Annotated in this window: 20 protein-coding genes; 6 read left to right on the top strand and 14 right to left on the bottom strand. The window is 61.2% G+C overall.

Annotation, left to right across the window (positions count from 1 at the left end; translation table 11 throughout):
* Window positions 1-17: 17 nt before the first annotated feature.
* From sdhA to sdhC, 3 genes are read right to left on the bottom strand one after another with little or no spacing between them, the layout of a single operon-like run.
* The gene (sdhA, locus tag AMK05_RS20975) at window positions 18-1,859 is read right to left on the bottom strand and encodes a succinate dehydrogenase flavoprotein subunit (RefSeq protein WP_049733449.1); all 1,842 of its coding nucleotides are present in this window, start codon (window positions 1,857-1,859) and stop codon (window positions 18-20) included.
* A gap of 7 nt (window positions 1,860-1,866) precedes the next feature.
* Window positions 1,867-2,247: a succinate dehydrogenase, hydrophobic membrane anchor protein gene (gene sdhD, locus AMK05_RS20980; protein WP_003567272.1), complete on the bottom strand. Its 381-nt coding sequence runs from the start codon at window positions 2,245-2,247 to the stop codon at window positions 1,867-1,869.
* Between the two features lie 10 nt (window positions 2,248-2,257).
* A complete protein-coding gene (gene sdhC, locus AMK05_RS20985) occupies window positions 2,258-2,653 on the bottom strand; it encodes a succinate dehydrogenase, cytochrome b556 subunit (protein ID WP_064841476.1) in 396 nt (131 codons plus the stop codon).
* Between the two features lie 313 nt (window positions 2,654-2,966).
* On the opposite strand from sdhC, the gene AMK05_RS20990 reads away from it, so the two are divergent.
* Entirely contained in the window at window positions 2,967-3,473 is a 507-nt protein-coding gene (locus AMK05_RS20990) for a hypothetical protein (protein WP_064840982.1), read from the top strand.
* Between the two features lie 223 nt (window positions 3,474-3,696).
* Here AMK05_RS20990 and AMK05_RS20995 read toward each other — a convergent pair whose 3' ends face one another.
* The 6 genes from AMK05_RS20995 to AMK05_RS21020 all read right to left on the bottom strand — a co-directional run bounded on the left by AMK05_RS20995 (window position 3,697) and on the right by AMK05_RS21020 (window position 9,143).
* On the bottom strand, window positions 3,697-4,050 hold the full coding sequence (locus AMK05_RS20995; protein WP_049733447.1) for a RidA family protein: 354 nt from the start codon (window positions 4,048-4,050) through the stop codon (window positions 3,697-3,699).
* A 128-nt stretch (window positions 4,051-4,178) separates the two neighbouring features.
* A complete protein-coding gene (locus tag AMK05_RS21000; protein WP_171899838.1) occupies window positions 4,179-5,048 on the bottom strand; it encodes a LysR family transcriptional regulator in 870 nt (289 codons plus the stop codon).
* Between the two features lie 130 nt (window positions 5,049-5,178).
* On the bottom strand, window positions 5,179-6,243 hold the full coding sequence (locus AMK05_RS21005; RefSeq protein WP_049733446.1) for an ABC transporter ATP-binding protein: 1,065 nt from the start codon (window positions 6,241-6,243) through the stop codon (window positions 5,179-5,181).
* A gap of 10 nt (window positions 6,244-6,253) precedes the next feature.
* A complete protein-coding gene (locus AMK05_RS21010) occupies window positions 6,254-7,093 on the bottom strand; it encodes an ABC transporter permease (protein WP_049733445.1) in 840 nt (279 codons plus the stop codon).
* Window positions 7,090-7,974 carry an ABC transporter permease gene (locus tag AMK05_RS21015; protein WP_064840983.1) on the bottom strand — a complete coding sequence of 295 codons (885 nt, stop codon included), beginning with the start codon at window positions 7,972-7,974 and terminating at the stop codon, window positions 7,090-7,092. The genes AMK05_RS21010 and AMK05_RS21015 overlap by 4 nt, the downstream gene beginning before the upstream one ends.
* Before the next feature lie 92 nt (window positions 7,975-8,066).
* Window positions 8,067-9,143, bottom strand: a complete 1,077-nt coding sequence (locus AMK05_RS21020) for an extracellular solute-binding protein (protein WP_064840984.1) — start codon at window positions 9,141-9,143, stop codon at window positions 8,067-8,069.
* A 261-nt stretch (window positions 9,144-9,404) separates the two neighbouring features.
* Between AMK05_RS21020 and speB the strand changes: the two genes are divergently transcribed.
* The 5 genes from speB to AMK05_RS21045 all read left to right on the top strand — a co-directional run bounded on the left by speB (window position 9,405) and on the right by AMK05_RS21045 (window position 13,946).
* Window positions 9,405-10,466, top strand: coding sequence for an agmatinase (gene speB, locus AMK05_RS21025; RefSeq protein WP_171899812.1), 1,062 nt, complete (start codon window positions 9,405-9,407; stop codon window positions 10,464-10,466).
* Between the two features lie 84 nt (window positions 10,467-10,550).
* Window positions 10,551-11,348, top strand: a complete 798-nt coding sequence (locus tag AMK05_RS21030) for a transporter substrate-binding domain-containing protein (RefSeq protein WP_049733442.1) — start codon at window positions 10,551-10,553, stop codon at window positions 11,346-11,348.
* A gap of 144 nt (window positions 11,349-11,492) precedes the next feature.
* A complete protein-coding gene (locus AMK05_RS21035; protein ID WP_049733441.1) occupies window positions 11,493-12,161 on the top strand; it encodes an amino acid ABC transporter permease in 669 nt (222 codons plus the stop codon).
* Window positions 12,158-12,805 (top strand): amino acid ABC transporter permease, encoded by a 648-nt coding sequence (locus AMK05_RS21040; RefSeq protein ID WP_049733440.1) that lies wholly within the window; start codon window positions 12,158-12,160, stop codon window positions 12,803-12,805. The genes AMK05_RS21035 and AMK05_RS21040 overlap by 4 nt, the downstream gene beginning before the upstream one ends.
* Before the next feature lie 169 nt (window positions 12,806-12,974).
* A complete protein-coding gene (locus tag AMK05_RS21045) occupies window positions 12,975-13,946 on the top strand; it encodes an ornithine cyclodeaminase family protein (RefSeq protein ID WP_064840985.1) in 972 nt (323 codons plus the stop codon).
* A 53-nt stretch (window positions 13,947-13,999) separates the two neighbouring features.
* Here the strand turns inward: AMK05_RS21045 and AMK05_RS21050 are convergent, their stop codons facing one another.
* Genes AMK05_RS21050 through tsaD form a run of 5 tightly spaced genes read right to left on the bottom strand, consistent with a single transcriptional unit; the run spans window position 14,000 to window position 17,459 of the window.
* Complete coding sequence (locus tag AMK05_RS21050) at window positions 14,000-14,647, bottom strand: class I SAM-dependent methyltransferase (RefSeq protein ID WP_064840986.1); 648 nt, start codon at window positions 14,645-14,647, stop codon at window positions 14,000-14,002.
* On the bottom strand, window positions 14,644-15,075 hold the full coding sequence (locus AMK05_RS21055) for an EVE domain-containing protein (protein WP_049733437.1): 432 nt from the start codon (window positions 15,073-15,075) through the stop codon (window positions 14,644-14,646). The genes AMK05_RS21050 and AMK05_RS21055 overlap by 4 nt, the downstream gene beginning before the upstream one ends.
* A gap of 3 nt (window positions 15,076-15,078) precedes the next feature.
* Window positions 15,079-15,372, bottom strand: coding sequence for a YciI-like protein (locus AMK05_RS21060; RefSeq protein WP_064840987.1), 294 nt, complete (start codon window positions 15,370-15,372; stop codon window positions 15,079-15,081).
* Between the two features lie 9 nt (window positions 15,373-15,381).
* Window positions 15,382-16,365, bottom strand: coding sequence for an NAD(P)H-dependent glycerol-3-phosphate dehydrogenase (locus tag AMK05_RS21065; RefSeq protein WP_064840988.1), 984 nt, complete (start codon window positions 16,363-16,365; stop codon window positions 15,382-15,384).
* Window positions 16,362-17,459 carry a tRNA (adenosine(37)-N6)-threonylcarbamoyltransferase complex transferase subunit TsaD gene (gene tsaD / locus AMK05_RS21070; protein ID WP_064840989.1) on the bottom strand — a complete coding sequence of 366 codons (1,098 nt, stop codon included), beginning with the start codon at window positions 17,457-17,459 and terminating at the stop codon, window positions 16,362-16,364. Before tsaD ends, AMK05_RS21065 begins: the two co-directional genes overlap by 4 nt.
* Window positions 17,460-17,505 lie beyond the last annotated feature (46 nt).

Consider the following 17,505-nt stretch of genomic DNA (forward strand, 5'->3'; position numbering starts at 1 on the left):
TCCGGTTCCTCTTGAGATCAGTACACGCGAGCTTTCGGCTCGATCTTGTACGGATCGATGCCTTCGGCGATCAGCTGGGTGTGGACCGGGCGGTAGTCGAGCTTGACGTCGCCTGCTTCGCCGACCCAGGCAAGCGTGTGCTTGCGCCAGTTGACGTCGTCGCGGCCGGCGAATGCACCCTCGGTATAATCCTCGCGGGCATGCGAACCGCGGCTTTCCTTGCGGGCTTCGGCGCCATAGATCGTCGTGATGGCGTTGGCCATCAGGTTCTGCAGCTCCAGCGTCTCCACAAGATCCGAGTTCCAGATCATCGAGCGGTCGGTGACCTTGATATCGCGCATTTCCTGCCAGATCGCCGAGATGCGCCGGCAACCGGATTCCAGCGATTCCTGCGTGCGGAAGACGGCCGCGTCTTCCTGCATGGCGCGCTGCATCTTCTCGCGCAGTTCCGCCGTCGGCGTGCCGCCGCTGGCGTGACGCAGCCCATCGAAACGGTCCATGATCTTGTCGCAGGCCGCGACATTGAGATGCGGGATCGGCGCTGCGCGGTCGATCACCTCGCCAGCACGGATCGCCGCCGCACGGCCGAAGACCACGAGGTCGATCAGCGAGTTGGAGCCGAGGCGGTTGGCGCCGTGCACCGAGGCGCAGCCTGCTTCGCCGACGGCCATCAGCCCGGGGATGATCCGTTCCGGATTGGCGCTGTCGGCGTTCAGCACTTCGCCCCAATAATTGGTGGGAATGCCGCCCATATTGTAATGGACGGTGGGCAGAACCGGGATCGGCTCGCGGGTGACATCGACGCCGGCGAAAATCTTGGCGCTCTCGGAAATGCCCGGCAGCCGCTCGTGCAGCACGGCCGGATCGAGATGGTCGAGATGCAGGAAGATGTGGTCCTTGTTCTTGCCGACGCCGCGGCCTTCGCGGATCTCCAGCGTCATGCAGCGCGAGACGACGTCGCGCGAGGCAAGGTCCTTGGCCGACGGCGCGTAACGCTCCATGAAGCGCTCGCCCTCGGAATTGACGAGGTAGCCGCCTTCGCCCCGCGCACCTTCGGTGATCAGACAGCCCGAACCATAGATGCCGGTCGGGTGGAACTGGACGAATTCCATGTCCTGCAGCGGCAGGCCGGCGCGTGCCACCATGCCGCCGCCGTCGCCGGTGCAGGTATGGGCCGAGGTTGCCGAGAAATAGGCGCGGCCGTAGCCGCCGGTCGCCAGCACCACCATCTTGGCGGCGAAGCGATGGATGGTGCCGTCATCGAGGCACCAGGCGACGACGCCGGTGCAGCGGCTGCCGTCTTCCGACATGATCAAATCGAGCGCGAAATACTCGATGAAGAATTCGGCGTTGTGGCGCAGCGACTGGCCGTAGAGCGTATGCAGGATGGCGTGGCCGGTACGGTCGGCAACGGCGCAGGTGCGCTGCACCGGCGGGCCTTCGCCGTAATTCTGCATATGGCCGCCGAACGGGCGCTGGTAGATCTTGCCTTCTTCGTTGCGCGAGAACGGCACGCCGTAATGCTCGAGCTCATAGACCGCCTTCGGCGCTTCCATGGTCAGATACTGCATGGCGTCGACGTCGCCAAGCCAGTCGGACCCCTTGACGGTGTCGTAGAGGTGCCACTGCCAGCTGTCGGGCGTCATGTTGCGCAGCGAGGCGGCAATGCCGCCCTGCGCCGCGACCGTGTGCGAGCGGGTCGGGAACACTTTGGTGATGCAGGCCGTGCGGAAACCCTGCTCGGCCATCCCCAGCGTGGCGCGCAAGCCGGCGCCGCCGGCGCCGACGACGATCACGTCGTAGGAGTGATCGACATATTTGTAGGCCTTGCCGTTCTGGGCGGGTGAAGTCGGTGCCATAGCGCGCTTATCCTACGAATGCGATTTTCAGAATGGCGAAGAGACAGAGGCCGGCGATCAGGATCGCGAAGAAGGTGTTCAGCATTAGGAGAGCGATCTTGCCGAACTCGCCGTGCACGTAATCCTCGATGATGACCTGCATGCCGAGCTTCATATGGATGACGCCTGAGATCACCATCAGCCCCATGACGACCGCGACGAAGGGGTTCGACAGCGCGCGAACCACATCCGCATAGGGCGCGCCGGCATAGGCGATCATGAAGAAGAGGAAGAACAGGATGAGCGGAACATTGGCGACGGCCGTCAGACGCTGGCGCCAGAAATGATCCGTGCCGTCCTTGGCGGAGCCGAGCCCGCGAACCTTGCCGAGGGGGGTGCGCATATCCATGAGAGGACCTTCAGAAGCGAATGAGGAAGCCGATCACCCAGACCAGCACGGTCAGACAGAGCGACCCGACGATGTTGGCGATGGCGAGCTTGGTCGAGAATTCTTTCCCGAAGCCGTAGCCGAGATCCCACATGAAGTGGCGGAAGCCGCCGAGCATGTGGTGCAGCAGCGCCCAGGTATAGCCGAGCAGCACGAGCTTGCCGAGAAGGCTGCCGAGCACCCAGTTGGCCCAGTCATAAGAGCCCTGGCCGCTTGCCGCCGCGATCAGCCACCAGGCAACCAGCAGCGTGCCGACATAGAGCGCACCGCCGGTAATGCGGTGGACGATGGACATGACCATGGTGGGAATAGGTTTGTAAATTTGCAAATGCGGCGACAGGGGCCGGTTATTTGTCACGTTCGCCATCAGAACCTCGCGGCGGCTTCTCTGCGCTCCCGGATTTCGGAGCATGCTCAGTCAACCACACGAATGACGAATTCTCTGTGTGCGTTGCATCAATTGCGACGTTTAATCACCGGAAACGCCGACGACAAGCACAATCGCTGTCTTGCCTTAATTTAATCGATTGGGGTTACCACGAAATTTGCAGGCTAACGAAACTGGTGTTTTCGGCTCAATAATTTTGCCCTTCTCCCGAGCCGCATGGACAAACTGCTGCTTTTGGCGCAATCTGGCGTTAACGATTTGTTAACGATCGGAATTCCGGAGGCCGGCGCCCATGTTTCGCAGTCTATCCGCAGTCACTCTGCTTGCCCTGTCTGCACTTGCCGTCTTCCCCGCCACCGCCGGCGAGCGCCGTTTTGATCATCGCTTCGCCGATCAACGCGTCGTTGGCCATCGCCACGCCTTTCACAACGGGTTGTTTCTCGGCCGACATATGGGCTGGCGCGATCGCGGCATCCGTTTCGACAGCGCCTATGGCCGCGGGCACCACAGAGAGCGGATGCCGTTCTTGAAGCAGTTTTCGTCGGCGGCGACCAATCGCGTCGCTCGCGGCGGCCTGATCATCATCGCACCCCAGCCGCCGGGTGGCGACAGCGGCGACAGCTATGCCGGCTCTTATGCCTATCAGGTCGATGGCGGGACTTATGTCGGCGGCAACGGATACGGATATTATTCGGCGGCACGGCCCGAGCCGACGGCCCCGAAGGCAAAGGTCATCGACGTCGCCGTCCAGGATGACCCCTGCGCCTACGAGGCCAATGTCTGCGTCATCCGGCCTTAAAGCGTGATGCCGAAAGTGCGGAATTCTATAGCAATGCCGCCAGAGAGCAGCTTTCGCCCTTACCGCTTATGTGATTTCTTGAGCCACAAAAGGTCGTAACGCATCCGCAATCTTTGCCCCTAGCAAGACATATCGTTCTTCGACGAAATGTGGGCCATCCGGCTTCAAGAGCACTTCCGGTCCGGCTTCGCTGACAAGGTATGAAGATGACGAATGCCGCGCCTCAAATTTGCCCGGCCTCACTCTTTCGCGACGCGGCTACGTCAATACGGATGGCGCACATCGGCGGGAGATTCTTGTCCTCAAACGTTGCCCGCCGTGGCGTTCCGCTATCCGGCATCCAAGCATCCCAGGCTCTGTTCATTTCCTCGAATGAGGCAAGGTCCCTGAGCCAAATGTTGGCGAGAATGATCTCTGACTTGTCGGTACCTTCGCGTAGCAGCATGTCATTGATGCGCTCCAGTATTTCGTTGGTTTGCGCCGTCACGCTCGCTCCCCTCGTGAGGTTTGCGACCTGGCCGGGCAGATAGGCGGCATCTGCGAGGAGAGTTTCGTCAACTTTGGCTTGCCCCATCATCGTATTCGCAGACTTCCATGAATGCTTGAGATTGGGTCGTCGACCCTTCATCCGATCACTGTGGTGCTTCGCTCGCCATCGCGGTAGAGGGAATTAAATTGACCCGATATAATGGAAGCTGAACGCTCCTAGCTGGACAATATGGCCGTATGCCGCGAAATGAAGTCCACAAGGTAGCGCGCGCCTTCGGCCGTCTCGGACTGAGAATACAGACCGATCTCGATGCGCACCGGACCGGGCAGATCCGCCGATCGGTCAAGTGTCCGGCAGCCCTCCGGTTTTGTCGTGAGCATCATTGGCGCGATACCAATACCGACGCGAACCGCAGTCGCCATGGCCACGAGAGTCGATGCGACGCACGCCGTCTTCCACTTGATGTTCCGCTGAGACAGAGCCGCAAGCGTCGGAAGCGTCCAGGGACACTCCTCCTCGAACATAATGATGGGAAGCGGTTTTTCCGCATCCACCACGAAGTCGGATCTGACCGTCCACATCAAATATTCGGTCCAGATTAGGGTCGGTTTTCGCGACAGACAGGTGATGTCGCAAACCACCAGATCCAGCTTCCTGTCTTCAAACAGGCTGGCGAGGCGGCGATTCGGCTCGACAATGATGTCGATCTCGACCTTCGGGTTCTGGGCTCTGAAGTCACTAAGAATGTCGATCAGGTGGCCGGCTGCGAAGTCCTCAACGACGCCGAGGCGAATGCGGTCCTCGATCATCTTGCCTGTCAGCCTTTTCTCGACCTCGTCGCTGAGGGCGACCATTTCGCGGGCATAAGCCAGCATGATCTGCCCATGGCTCGTGAGTTCGAGGCCTTTTGACGAACGCGAAAACAGCGTAACACCGACAAGCTCCTCCAGCTTGCGAATCTGCATGCTCACCGCCGCCTGCGTTCTATTCAGCTTGACGGCAGCGCCATTGACGGTGCCGATCTCCGCGACGGTCAGAAATGCACGAAGCAGATAGGAATCGAGATCAAGCATCAGAAGCCGCATTCCATAGTTTGGGCGTTCGAGTGCTGAGGGCCTCTCTGCCGACAAGCGGATATTGGACGAACCATGTTCTTCCGGCAACTGGCGATCCTTAGACGGGGCGCAGTGCAAGCTGCGCCCCGTCAATACCAACTTATCGCGCGAAGAGAACGCATGCCGTGGGGGGAATGGAAACGCTGATCTCCTGCCCTCGCGCGAAGGCTATGTCTGGACGGTTCGGGCAAGCCGAGATTATGCGGTCGCCACTGACGAGGTCCAGAACGATATGCCTGAAGGCACCGAGTGTCACAACGTCGGCAACGCGTCCGGGCATGGCCCCAGCACCCGGAGCACCAGATGATATCTCGACGCTTTCCGGCCTCACGCAAATCTCGGCGGCACCTGAAAGGCTTCCGGTGGACGCGACCGGAAACTCCCAGCCGGATTCGGAGCGAAATTTGCGAGCCGTTCCGCCCGCGGCCGAAATCGAACCATGAATCCAATTCGTCCGCCCCATGAAATCCGCGACGAAACGCGAGTCTGGACGCCAATACACATCATCCGGCCTGCCGGATTGCATGATTTCTCCACGGTTCATCACGAATATGCGCTCTCCCAGGCTCATCGCCTCCTCCTGGTCGTGGGTTACCACGATCGCGGTCGAGCCGACCGCGGCGAGCACATCTTTCAATTCGGTGCGCAGCTCATGGCGAAGTTTGGCGTCGAGGGCCGACAGAGGCTCATCCAGAAGAACAAGGCTTGGATGGGTGGCGAGCGCCCGCGCAAGCGCAACACGCTGCTGCTGGCCGCCGCTCAACTGATGCGGCCGCCGCTGCCCGAAACCGACGAGCCGGACGAGCTCAAGCATCTCGGCAATGCGGCGAGGTATTTGCCCCGGCGGGTGGTTGCGATGGCGAAGTCCGTAGCCGATGTTCTGTTCGACGGTCATATGCGGGAAAAGAGCGTAGTGCTGGAACAGCAGCCCGACATTGCGCTCATAGGGTTTCAATCCGGCCATCGGCTCGCCGTCGATCAAGATCGAGCCTTTGTCGGGCCGCTCGAATCCGGCAATGAGCCGAAGAATAGTGGTCTTGCCGCAGCCGCTCGGTCCAAGCAGTGCGATTGTTTCTCCTGGGTTCACCGAGAAGGAGATATTACCGAGGGCGATCGTTTCACCGAAGCGCTTGCTGACCCCTTGAAATTCCACGGCAGAAATCATCGTATTGTCCTCATGAACGAAACAAACCCTGACCGACGACGGTGTCGAAGCCGACGACACGGTCCAGCACAACGATCAGCAACGCGGTGACGGCAATCAGGACCACGGCCGCCGCAGCGATCGTCAGATCGAAAGCCGCGCGCATGTTGCTGACCAGCGTAACAGGCAAGGTCGTTGCGGACGGATCGCTCAGAAAGAGACTGATCGATACGTCATCTATAGAAATTGCGAAGGCGAAGATCGCACCGGTGACAACGCCCGTCCGCATGAGCGGTAGGGTAATGGTCCAGAAGGCCTGGCGCTCGGTGGCGCCGAGAACCATCGCGGCTTCCGTCAATCGTTGGTCGCTGCCGAGAAGGCTGGCGAGACTGGTCCTTATGCAATAGGGCAACGTCACGATCACGTGGCCGAGGAGCAGGCGCGCCATACCATTTGTAATACCGGCCTTGGAAAGGAAAAGCAGCAGGCCGAATCCGATGACGACCGGAGGAACGATGAGTGGCGAGAGAAAGGCCGAAGTCAGCGCTGCCTTTCCTGGAAAATTGCCACGGGCAAGGCCGACAGCCGCTGCAGTTCCGATCGTGACGGACAGAACCGTCGTGAGTACCGCCAAGATGAGGCTGGTGCGTAGGCTGGTAAGGATATCCGCCTGGGAGACGAGCCGTTCGAACCAGTGAAGCGACAAGGCAGGTGGCGGCAGTGGACCGAGGTAGGTCCTGGCGTCGAAAGCCATGAGGCATGTTATCACCAACGGGATGGCGAGGAACGCCAATCCAAGGCCGATGACACCGTCGGCGAGGGAAACGGCGATCCGGTCTGCGGTTCGCGCTGCAAAAGATTGTCTGCTCATCGGGAAACCTTCCAGGCCTGCGCAAACGTTATGACAGCGACGACCGCCAAGGCCGCGGCAAGCATGACGAGCGAGATCGCCGCGCCGCTCGGATAGTTGGCGATATCGCTGAACCGGGTGTAGATGACGTTCGATATGAAAAGCACCCGGCCCCTCCCGAGCACCATGGGAATGACGAAGGCGCTGATCGCGAAAGTCAGCGAGACAAGCGTACTTGAGATCAGAGCCGGGAAGCTCAGGGGAAGCGTGATCGACAGATGGGCTTTCCATCCCGGCGCGCCGAGCGACTGGGCTGCATCGAGCAAACGCGGATCGATCGATTGCATCGCGCCAATCAGCGTTAGCGTTGCGACCGGTATGATCGAGTGAACCAGACCCACAGTAACGACGATATTGATATATTCGCGGCTGTTGGGCGAAAGGCCAAGTGTCAAGAGGAGGGGTCGGAAGATGCCAACCGACCCGAAGGTCAGTTCGATCGCGTATGTCTTGATCAGGACGCTGGATAGAACAAGCGTAATCAAAAAGCCGAGGGTGAGCGCGCGCATCCGCGGGGAAATGCGCCGCACGACAAAGTAGGCCAGCGGGAATGCCACAAGCTGACCGATGATCGCGGCAACTCCACCGATCCAGAAAGTCGTCAGCAGGACGCTCGCAAACGCCTGGTTTGCAAGCTCGTAATAATTTTGGACCGTTGCCGCGGCATTTTCAACGGAGCCGACGCGCCCCGGCGTAAACTCCTTCAAGCTTTCGATTGCCAGATTGATTAACGGTGACAGAAAACCGAATGCGAACACCAGCAGGGCTGGCCCGAGTGTCAGGGCCGCATCTCGGCGATCAGGAAGAGAAATGGCAACGGGTTGCCGCCTTACTTTGATCATGGTGGAACAGCCTTTTCCTCGCCCTTACGGGCCACGAGAAAGGGAGGTTATCGAAGCCCATGCGCGCCCTCGATAACCTGCCGCGAGGTGCCTTAGAGCAACGGGGCGATGTCCTGTTCCCAGCGTTTGGACCAGGCATCCTGCTGTTCGAGAACGACATTGTAGTCCGGCACATAAACGAAGCTCGAAAACTCGTCCGACGTGAAGGACAGATGCTTGAGATTGTCGGGCGTGACCGCCTTGCTGTTCAACGGCGCTTCGCCCGCCACCTTGGCGTAGAGTGAATTCATGTCCGGGCTGATTGCGAAGTTGACGAAGTCGAGCGTTGCCTTGGTGTTCGGTCTATTCTTCAGTACGCCGAAACCGCTCTGGTAGAGGAAGGCCCTGAAGTTGCTGTCCTTGGTGAAACGAGTAACCGGGAAGGTTTTCGCCACGGCCGCCCAGCCGGGCTCAGCGAAGAAGCCGACGGATGTCTCGCCCGACGTCAGCGAATTGGTGAAATCGATATCAGTGATGGCGACGCGGCCGATATTGCCGGATTTCGCCAATTCCGTCATGAGCTTCCATCCGGGTTCCATATTCGTTTCGCTGCCGCCAGCGTGAAGGGCGAGCGCGACAATCTGGAGCATCATGCTCTGTGTCGGGCCCGGCCAGCAGATCGCGCCCTTAAGATCGGGGCTGAGCAGATCATCGATGGTCTTCACAGCGATCGGAGCCGTATCGGTTCGGGCACCGAAATACATGCCGCCAACTGCGCGTGGGACCGCTTTGATATTGCCCTTGCCATCACGAATGATGATTTTCTCGGGAATATTCGCAAGGTTGGGAACATCGGCGGGATTAATGGTCTCGAGCCAATCTTCCTTCACCATACTGTTGAATGAGCCTTCCCAGCCGGCGACATAGTCGTAGTCGACATTCGGCCAGACGGCCTTGATCTTTGGCAGGATCGCGCCCGCGCCACCCTGATGAAGAACCCAGGCGAACGTCGCCGCATTCTGGTCGGCGGCGATCTGCTTCATGGCTTCGACGACATCGCCGCCCCATTCAACGGCGGTGAGATTGCCGCTGCCGGCTGCGGCGGATCTCGCAAACCCGCTCATTGTGCCGGCAATCCCCGCGGCAGCGGCGGATCCGAGGAAGCGGCGGCGTGTCATATCGTGCAACATGGTAGGTCCCCTTTGTTGTCGGCCCTCTGCTGGACCGTTCGCGTCGGAGACTGCTTGGAGGTTGCCAACCGCGGTAGTGGGAAAATTCTCGCCGGGTTATAAAGTTTTCTGAATATCCCGATGAACGCATTACCCGCATTGCGGAGCCCTGGCGGATCCGAGCTATCAAGAATCGTTATATCCCCTCTCGAATTTTCGCGGTTCCAAGAAAAGCGGGTGGCGCCGATGATGATGGCAGCATCAATACCCTGGGAGCCTGCCTTGACCATTGACCGGGATTTTCTGGAAGACTTGAGAAAGCGCTTCGGCAGCGCTGCAGGCGGTGAGATGGAAGATCCACACTTCCGCGCCGTGGCGGCGAGCGTATTCAAGGACGGCGACAGCCGCAAATGGCCCTTCGCCGATCCTGCGACCTTTCTGGACGCCCGTTTCATCGAGAACGGCTTGCGGCCCGAGGTCCTTGAGGCGCTTGAGGTAGCTCTGATCGGCGTGCCGATGGATCTCGGCGTCACCAATCGCGCCGGCGCGCGGCTGGGGCCGCGGGCCGTCCGGGCGATCGAGCGTGTAGGCCCCTACGAGCATGTTCTGCGTGTCGCGCCAATGGGAGGGCTAAAGGTCGCCGATGTCGGCGACGTGCCGATGCGCAGCCGGTTCGGCCTGGCCGAGTGCCATGTCGACATCGAGGCCTGCTACCGGATGATCGCGGCAACCGGGGTTATCCCACTGTCGGTCGGCGGCGACCATTCGATCTCCGGCGCCATTCTCAAGGGCCTGGCGGCCAGCCAGCCGGTTGGCATGATCCACATCGACGCTCATTGCGACACCGCCGGTCCCTATGAGGGCTCTAAGTTCCACCACGGCGCGCCCTTCCGCGAGGCGGTCCTGGCGGGCGTGCTAGATCCGAAGCGTACGATCCAGATCGGCATCCGCGGCGGCGGCGAATATCTCTGGGAGTTCTCCTTTGCCTCCGGCATGACCGTCATCCACGCGGAAGAGGTGGCGGAGATGGGCCTCAAGGCTGTGATCGCAAAGGCTCTGGAGGTTGTCGGCGCTGGTCCAACCTATCTCAGTTTCGACGTGGACAGCCTCGATCCGGCCTTCGCTCCGGGAACCGGCACGCCAGAAGTCGGCGGGCTTCAGCCGAGGGAGGTCCTGACCCTACTGCGCGGTTTCAAAGGCATCAACCTCATCGGCGGCGACGTCGTGGAAATCGCGCCGCAATACGACAACACCACCAACACCGCGCAGATCGCCGCGCAGGTCCTGTTCGAACTCCTGTGCCTCGCGATGTTCAGTCCCGCGGTCAGGACAAAGGCGACCTGAGAACCAACTCCGCAACGGCAGCGTGCTTCGTGCCCGCTGCCATCCATCACCTGTCGCACAACACATCTCAAAAAGGGGAACGACATGACTGCTCTTACGAAATTACGCTACACCGCCACCACGGCAATTGCCGTATTCGGCATCCTGGCAGGGGCCGCGCAGGCCGACGAACTTGCTGATATAAAAGCCGCAGGCGAGATTAACATCGGCATCTTCTCCGATTTCCCGCCCTTCTCTTCGGCAAGCGCCGATATGAGCATCAAGGGCTATGACGTCGACGTCGCCCAGAAGATCGCCGACGGGCTCGGCGTGAAACTTAATCTCGTGAGCGTTACTGGCCAGAACAGGATCGCCTACCTGAACGACGACCGTGTCGACCTGCTGATGAGCGTCGGTTATTCGAAGGAGCGTGCCGAGGTTATCGATTTTGCCGCCCCATACGCCCCCTACTATATCGCCGTCATCGGTCCGGCTGCGCTGAAGGTGAGCGGTAAGGAAGACCTTGTCGACAAGACCGTTGCCGTCAATCGTGGGACGCTCGAAGACACGTCGCTGACGGCCGCCGCCCCTGCCTCCGCTGCGATCCAGCGCTTCGAGAACTACAATTCGGTCATCCAGGCTTTCATATCCGGCCAGACCCAATTGATGGTCGTCGGCAACGATGTCGGTGCGCAGGTTCTGGCACGACAGGACGAGCTGAAGCCGGAGCAGAAGTTCCAGCTCCTTAGCTCCCCCTCGCACATCGCGCTCCGAAAGGGCGAGGAAGGCCTAAAGAAGGCTGTCAACGACAGCGTCGCCGCAATGATCTCCGATGGTTCTCTCGACGCAAGCTCGAAGAGCTGGCTGAAAGCGCCGCTCAACCCTGAAAACCTGAAGGACTGACGAAGACGGCCTCCCACTCACCAGAGCGTGATGCCGAAAGCTGTAAGCGATTCCGGTGGCGTCATGCTCCAATTCTTTGATTGAGAGACGGATCGAGATTTCGGGCCGACCCGGCCCAGATCATTCGGCCCCAAAGGACAACCGATGAGATACAGCCTCGATTTCAATTGGCTTTGGGACGGAATGGGAGCTCTGGCTTATGGTGCAGGCACGACGCTTGCATTGACGGCCTCCACATCGGTCCTTGGGATCGTTCTCAGCATTCTCGGCGCGGCCGCGCGCCGGGGACCTTATCCATGGTTGCGCAAGGTCGTCGGCCTGTATGTGGAAGTCATGCGTAATACGCCATTCCTGGTACAGCTGTTCTTCATCTTTTTTGGCTTGCCTAGCCTCGGCATTCGCCTCGATCCGATCTCTGCCGCAGTTCTTGCCATGACCCTCAACATGGCCGCCTACACGATCGAGGTGGTCGGGGCCGGGCTCGATGCCATACCGAGAGGCCAGAAGGAGGCGGCGCAGGCACTCGGCCTGAGGCCCCGGCTGGTGTTCTTCAAAATCATCCTGCCGCAAGCGATTGCCATCATTTTCCCGGCGCTGACGAGCCAGATCATCATCATGATGCTGGAATCGGCGGTGGTTTCGCAAATATCCGTCCGCGAGCTGGCGCAGGAGGCCGATCTGCTTCAATCGCGCACCTTCCGCTCCTTCGAGACCTATCTGGTGGCGACGTTGATCTACCTTTCGATGTCCGCCGCACTTCGCCGGCTCCTTTTCGCCGGGAAACGCCGTTTTCTGGGAGCCGGTCTGGCATGATTGAGTTCACCTTCTGGGACATTCTGCGCAATCTTGTCTTCGCGACACGCTGGACCCTGCTGCTTTCGCTCGCAGCCTTTGCCGGCGGCGCCATCATTGGCTTGGCGATCCTGTCGGCACGGATATCGAAAACGCGCTGGTCGCGCAGCTTCGCGTCCGGCTATATTGCCCTGTTTCAGGGAACGCCGCTCCTCATGCAGCTCTTTTTGATGTTCTTCGGCCTGCCGATGCTCGGCTTCCGGATCGAGTCATGGACCGCCGCCGTCTGCGGCCTGACGTTCTATGCTAGCGCTTATCTTGCGGAAATCTGGCGGAGCGGCGTCGAAGCGGTGCCACGCGGGCAATGGGACGCCGCAGCCAGCCTGGGCTTGCATCGTCTCCTCGAACTTCGCCTTGTCATCCTGCCGCAGGCTTTCCGGATCACGCGCGCGCCGACTGTCGGGTTCTTGGTCCAGTTGATCAAGAGCACCGCACTGGCTTCGATCCTCGGCTTCGAAGAACTGCTGAAAACCGCGAACGCCATCAACAACGCGACCTTCGAACCTTTTAAGGTCTACGGCCTCGTCGCGGTGATCTTCTTCGCCCTGTGCTATCCGCTTACGCAATACGCCAGAATTCTGGAGAAGAAAGCTGCGTTTGGCTGAGCGGTGCCGAGTTTCTCCGCATTCCGATCGCAACGGAGTGTCCAAAGAGCCGATGCCGGTTGAAAAGATAGCGCGCCGCGCAGCAGCGACGCAGCTCAGGCGCTACTCTGGTTCAGTCAAACAGAACTCGCTTTATCCAGCAGTCAAAACCTACTGAGAGATCGCTTCAATGACCGACACAAAAATCCGTATTCTCGATGCCCAGACAACGGGCGAGTTCCTGCCATTCAGCGCGCTGGTCGCGACCCTGCGGCAAGCATTTGTCGAAGGCTGTGTTGTGCCGGTGCGGCATCACCACACGCTAGCCAATAGCGGCGAGCCGGATGCGACGCTGCTTCTGATGCCGGCCTGGCATGAAACGCACCGGTCGGAACGCTACCTTGGCATCAAGATCGTTACCGTCTTTCCCGGCAACACGGTATACGGCATTCCCGGTTTGACCTCGACTTACATACTCTATGACGGCCGGACCGGGACGCAGCTTGCGCTACTTGACGGCAACACGATCACCACGCGCCGCACGGTAGCGGCATCGGCCCTTGCTGCGGACTATCTTGCCCGGCAGGACGCACGCCGTCTGCTGGTGATCGGAGCAGGCCGCGTCGCGAGCCTCATACCCGATGCCTACCGCGCCGTCCGGCCGATCGCGCATGTCGATGTTTGGGATATCGATCCCGCCAATGCGGAACGGCTGGCGCAGAACCTGCGGCAAAAGGGGCTCCAGGCCACTGCCGTCACGAATCTGGAAATCGCGGCGCGGCAAGCCGATATCGTCAGCGCAGCGACGCTGGCGACGGCACCGCTTATCCGGGGCGAATGGCTGCGGCCGGGCACCCATATCGATCTCATCGGCGGCTTCACCCCGGCGATGCGCGAGGCCGATGACGAGGCTCTTCGACGCTCATCGGTCTACATCGACACTCACGAAGCCCTTCACGAAGCAGGCGATCTGGTTCAGCCGATCAGGGCCGGCGTCATTTCTACGGATGCGGTGCTTGCGACACTTGACGAGCTGTGTCGTCGGGATATTCCAGCACGGGCGTCCAACGATGAAATCACTCTCTACAAGGCAGTCGGAACGGCGTTGGCTGATCTTGCCGCCGCGACGATGGTGTATGAAGCCGCTTTGATCGCCGGCTGATTTCTTTTGGTCCGGGCGATCGCGAAAGATCGAATCCTGAATGTCGATCCGATTTAGGGAGCGAACCGCCACACCGTCGTCTTCTTGATTTCGCTGTCCTCAAGCGCACGCGTCACCGGCACCTCGTAAACCGCGCAGAATTCCAACCGGTCTCGCGGCAGATAACTGCGGCCGGGATCGCCGACCAGCACCAATTTGCAGTCGGCCGCCAGCGTCGCGAGCCAGGGAACGAGCGCAGCGGCGAAAGCGCTGTCGTAGAAGACGTCGCCGGCAAGCACGATATCCGCATCGACGGCCTGGCCGATCAGGTCGGCGCCGGTAAACCCGAGCGAAACGTGATTGACCTGCGCATTCAGCCGGACTGCGGCCTCCGCCCAGGGATCAATATCACAGGCCGTGACCTCAAGGGCGCCGGCCATGACGGCCGCAATGCCGACGAGGCCGGAGCCGCTGGCGAAATCCAGCACGCGCCGGCCGTGCACCATCTCCCGGTGATCGAGGATGTAGCGCGCCAGTCCCTGGCCGCCCGCCCAGGCGAAGGCCCAGAAGGGCGGCGGCAGGCCGATCGCCTCCAGCTCCTCCTCCGTCTTCAGCCAGAGTTCATGCGCTTCGCTGGCCAGATGGAGTGAAATCTCCGGCACGTGCGGCGGCGCCATCACGCTGGTGTTGGCGCGGATGAAGGCTTCCGGGTCGGTCTTCAACGCGGCGGATTGTCCAGCCCGCCCATGCGGCAGACTTCGGCCCATTCGTCATCCGTCACCGGCTGCACCGAAAGGCGCATGGAGGTGACGAGCGACATCTTGGCGAGCTTTTCGCTCGCCTTGACATCCTTCAGCGTCACTGGCTTCGGCATGTCCATGACGGCGCGAATATGGACGCAATCCCACTTCGGGTCGCCCTTGGCGGTGGAATCGGGCTGCGACAGGGCGGAGACTTCGACAATACCGACGATCTCCAGCCCGTCATTGGAGTGGTAGAAGAAGCCTTTGTCGCCGATCTGCATCGCCCGCATGTTGTTGCGCGCCAGATAGTTACGCACGCCGGTCCATTCCGTGCCCTTTTCGCCGGCAGCCTTCTGCTGCTCCCAGGACCAGGAGGCGGGTTCGGATTTGTAGAGCCAGTGCGCCATGCCTCACGCCTCCGGCTTATTGAAGACCCAGTTGTAGGCCTTCACCTCGACGCTTTCGAACAGCCCGGCCTTGGCATAAGGATCGGCATCGGCCAGCGCCCGCGCCGCCTCCTTCGTCTCCGCTTCGACAATGATCAGGCTGCCGCAGGCTTTGCCCTCGTCATCGAGAAACGGGCCGGCGATCTTCAGCGTTCCCTCGGCATTCAGGCTGTTTAAATATTCGAGATGCGTCGGACGCGTCTCCATGCGCACGTTCAGATGGCCCGGCTTGTCCTTGCAGAGAAGGGCGAAAAGCATGTCTGTCTCCTATTCGGTGGTGATTGGGCGCGTCATCAGCTGCTCGATCGCTTCGGCTATATCGAGCCTGCCGTCGATGATGGCGGAAACGGCGTCGGTGATCGGCATGATGATCGAAAGCTCGGCGGCAAGCCGCGAGGCGACGGAGGCGGCAAGCGCGCCTTCCACCAGCGCGCCCTGCAGCGGATCGACCTTTTCGCCGCGCCCGAGCGCAATGCCGAAGCGCAGGTTTCGCGATTGGTGGCTGGTCGCCGTCAGCACCAGATCGCCGAGACCGGAAAGCCCGCGCACCGTATCGGCCTGCCCGCCCTTGGCGACGACGAAGCGCGACATTTCCGCCAGCCCGCGCGCAATCAGCGCCGCACGGGCGGAATCGCCGATGCCGCCACCCTCGACGATGCCGCAGGCGATCGCCAGCACATTCTTCAGCGCGCCGCCGAGCTGCACGCCGATGCGGTCGCTGGACGCATAGAGCCGGAAGGTGCGGCCGGATATCGCCTGGGCGAGCCGCTCGGCGACCTCGATATCCTCAGCCGCAATCGCCATCGCCGTCGGCAGACCCTTGGCGATATCGGCGGCAAAACCCGGGCCGGAGAGCACGGCGATGGGATGGTCGGGCAGTTCCCGTTCCAGCATGTCGGTCAGAAGGTTGCCGGTCGCCCGCTCGATGCCCTTGGCGCAGGTGACGACTACGGCATCCTTGGAGAGATAGGGGCCGTATTGCCGGGCCGCATCGGCCTGCGCCTGCGACGGCATCGCAAATAGCACGATCGAGGCGCCGGCGATCGCCTCCGCCTCGGCGGCAAATTCCAGCGTATCGGGCAGGTAGATGCCGGGCAGCGCCGCATCATGCAGCCGTTCGGCCTTCAGATCTGAAATCAGCGACGGATTGCGCCCGACAAGCGTCACCGCGCTGCGGCCGGCAAGGGCGATGACGGCGGCGAGCGCCGTTCCGAAAGCCCCGGATCCGACCACGGCGATCTTTTCGCTCATGCCTTGGCTCCCCTCTTTCCGAAACCGATCAGCGTTTCCGCATTGGAATCGAGCGGCCAGCGCGAGCGCGGCTGGACGTCGAGCGGATCAGGCGCAATACCGATAGCCATCCGCTCCAGTCCCGCCCAGGCGATCATCACCGCATTGTCGGTGCAGAGGCTGAGCGGCGGCGCGATGAAGCGGAAGCCGTTCTTGTCGCAGAGCGCCTGCAGCGTGCCGCGCAGTTCGAGATTGGCGGCGACACCGCCGGCAACGACGAGCGCCGGCTTTTCACCAGTCGCTGCAAATTCCGCCTTGAAACGCTGCAGGCCGCGGCCGATGCGGTCCTTCAGCGTCCGCGAGATCGCCTTCTGGAACGAGGCGCAGATATCCGCCACGTCCTGATCGCTGAGCGGCGCGATATCCTGTGCCGCCTGCCGCACCGCCGTCTTCAGGCCGGAGAAGGAGAAATCGAGCCGCGCCTCGCCGACCAGCGGCCGCGGGAAGGCGAAGCGGTCTGGATTGCCGTCGCGCGCCATGCGTTCCACCGCCGGACCGCCGGGATAGGGCAGACCGAGCAGCTTTGCCGTCTTGTCGAAGGCCTCGCCGAGCGCATCGTCGATCGTCGTGCCCCAGCGTTCATATTCGCCGACGCCGCGCACCAGGATGAGCTGGGTATGGCCGCCGGAGACGAGCAGCATCAGATAGGGAAAGGCAAGTCCGTCGGTCAGCCGCGCCGTCAGCGCATGGCCTTCGAGATGGTTGACTGCATAGAGCGGCTTGCCGGCGGCCTTGGCGATCGCCTTGCCGGTCATCAAGCCCACCAGCAGCCCGCCGATCAGCCCCGGCCCCGACGTGGCGGCGATGGCGTCGACCTCATCAAGCGACACATTGGCGCGCTTCAGCGCCTCCTCGATCAGCTCATCCAGCGCCTCGACATGGGCGCGTGCGGCAATCTCAGGCACCACGCCGCCATAGGCGCTATGCTCGTCGAGCTGGGACAGCACCACGTCGGACAGCACGTTGGAATGCCCCTCAGCATCGCGTTCGACGACGGCGGCGGCGGTCTCGTCGCAGCTCGTTTCGATGCCAAGGATGCGCATAAAGGGAACCATGAGGCCTGTTCGTTGATTGCGATGGGATGGAAACCCGTTTACGAGA

Origin of the sequence: Rhizobium sp. N324 (assembly GCF_001664485.1) — a bacterium.
Taxonomy (GTDB): Bacteria; Pseudomonadota; Alphaproteobacteria; order Rhizobiales; family Rhizobiaceae; genus Rhizobium.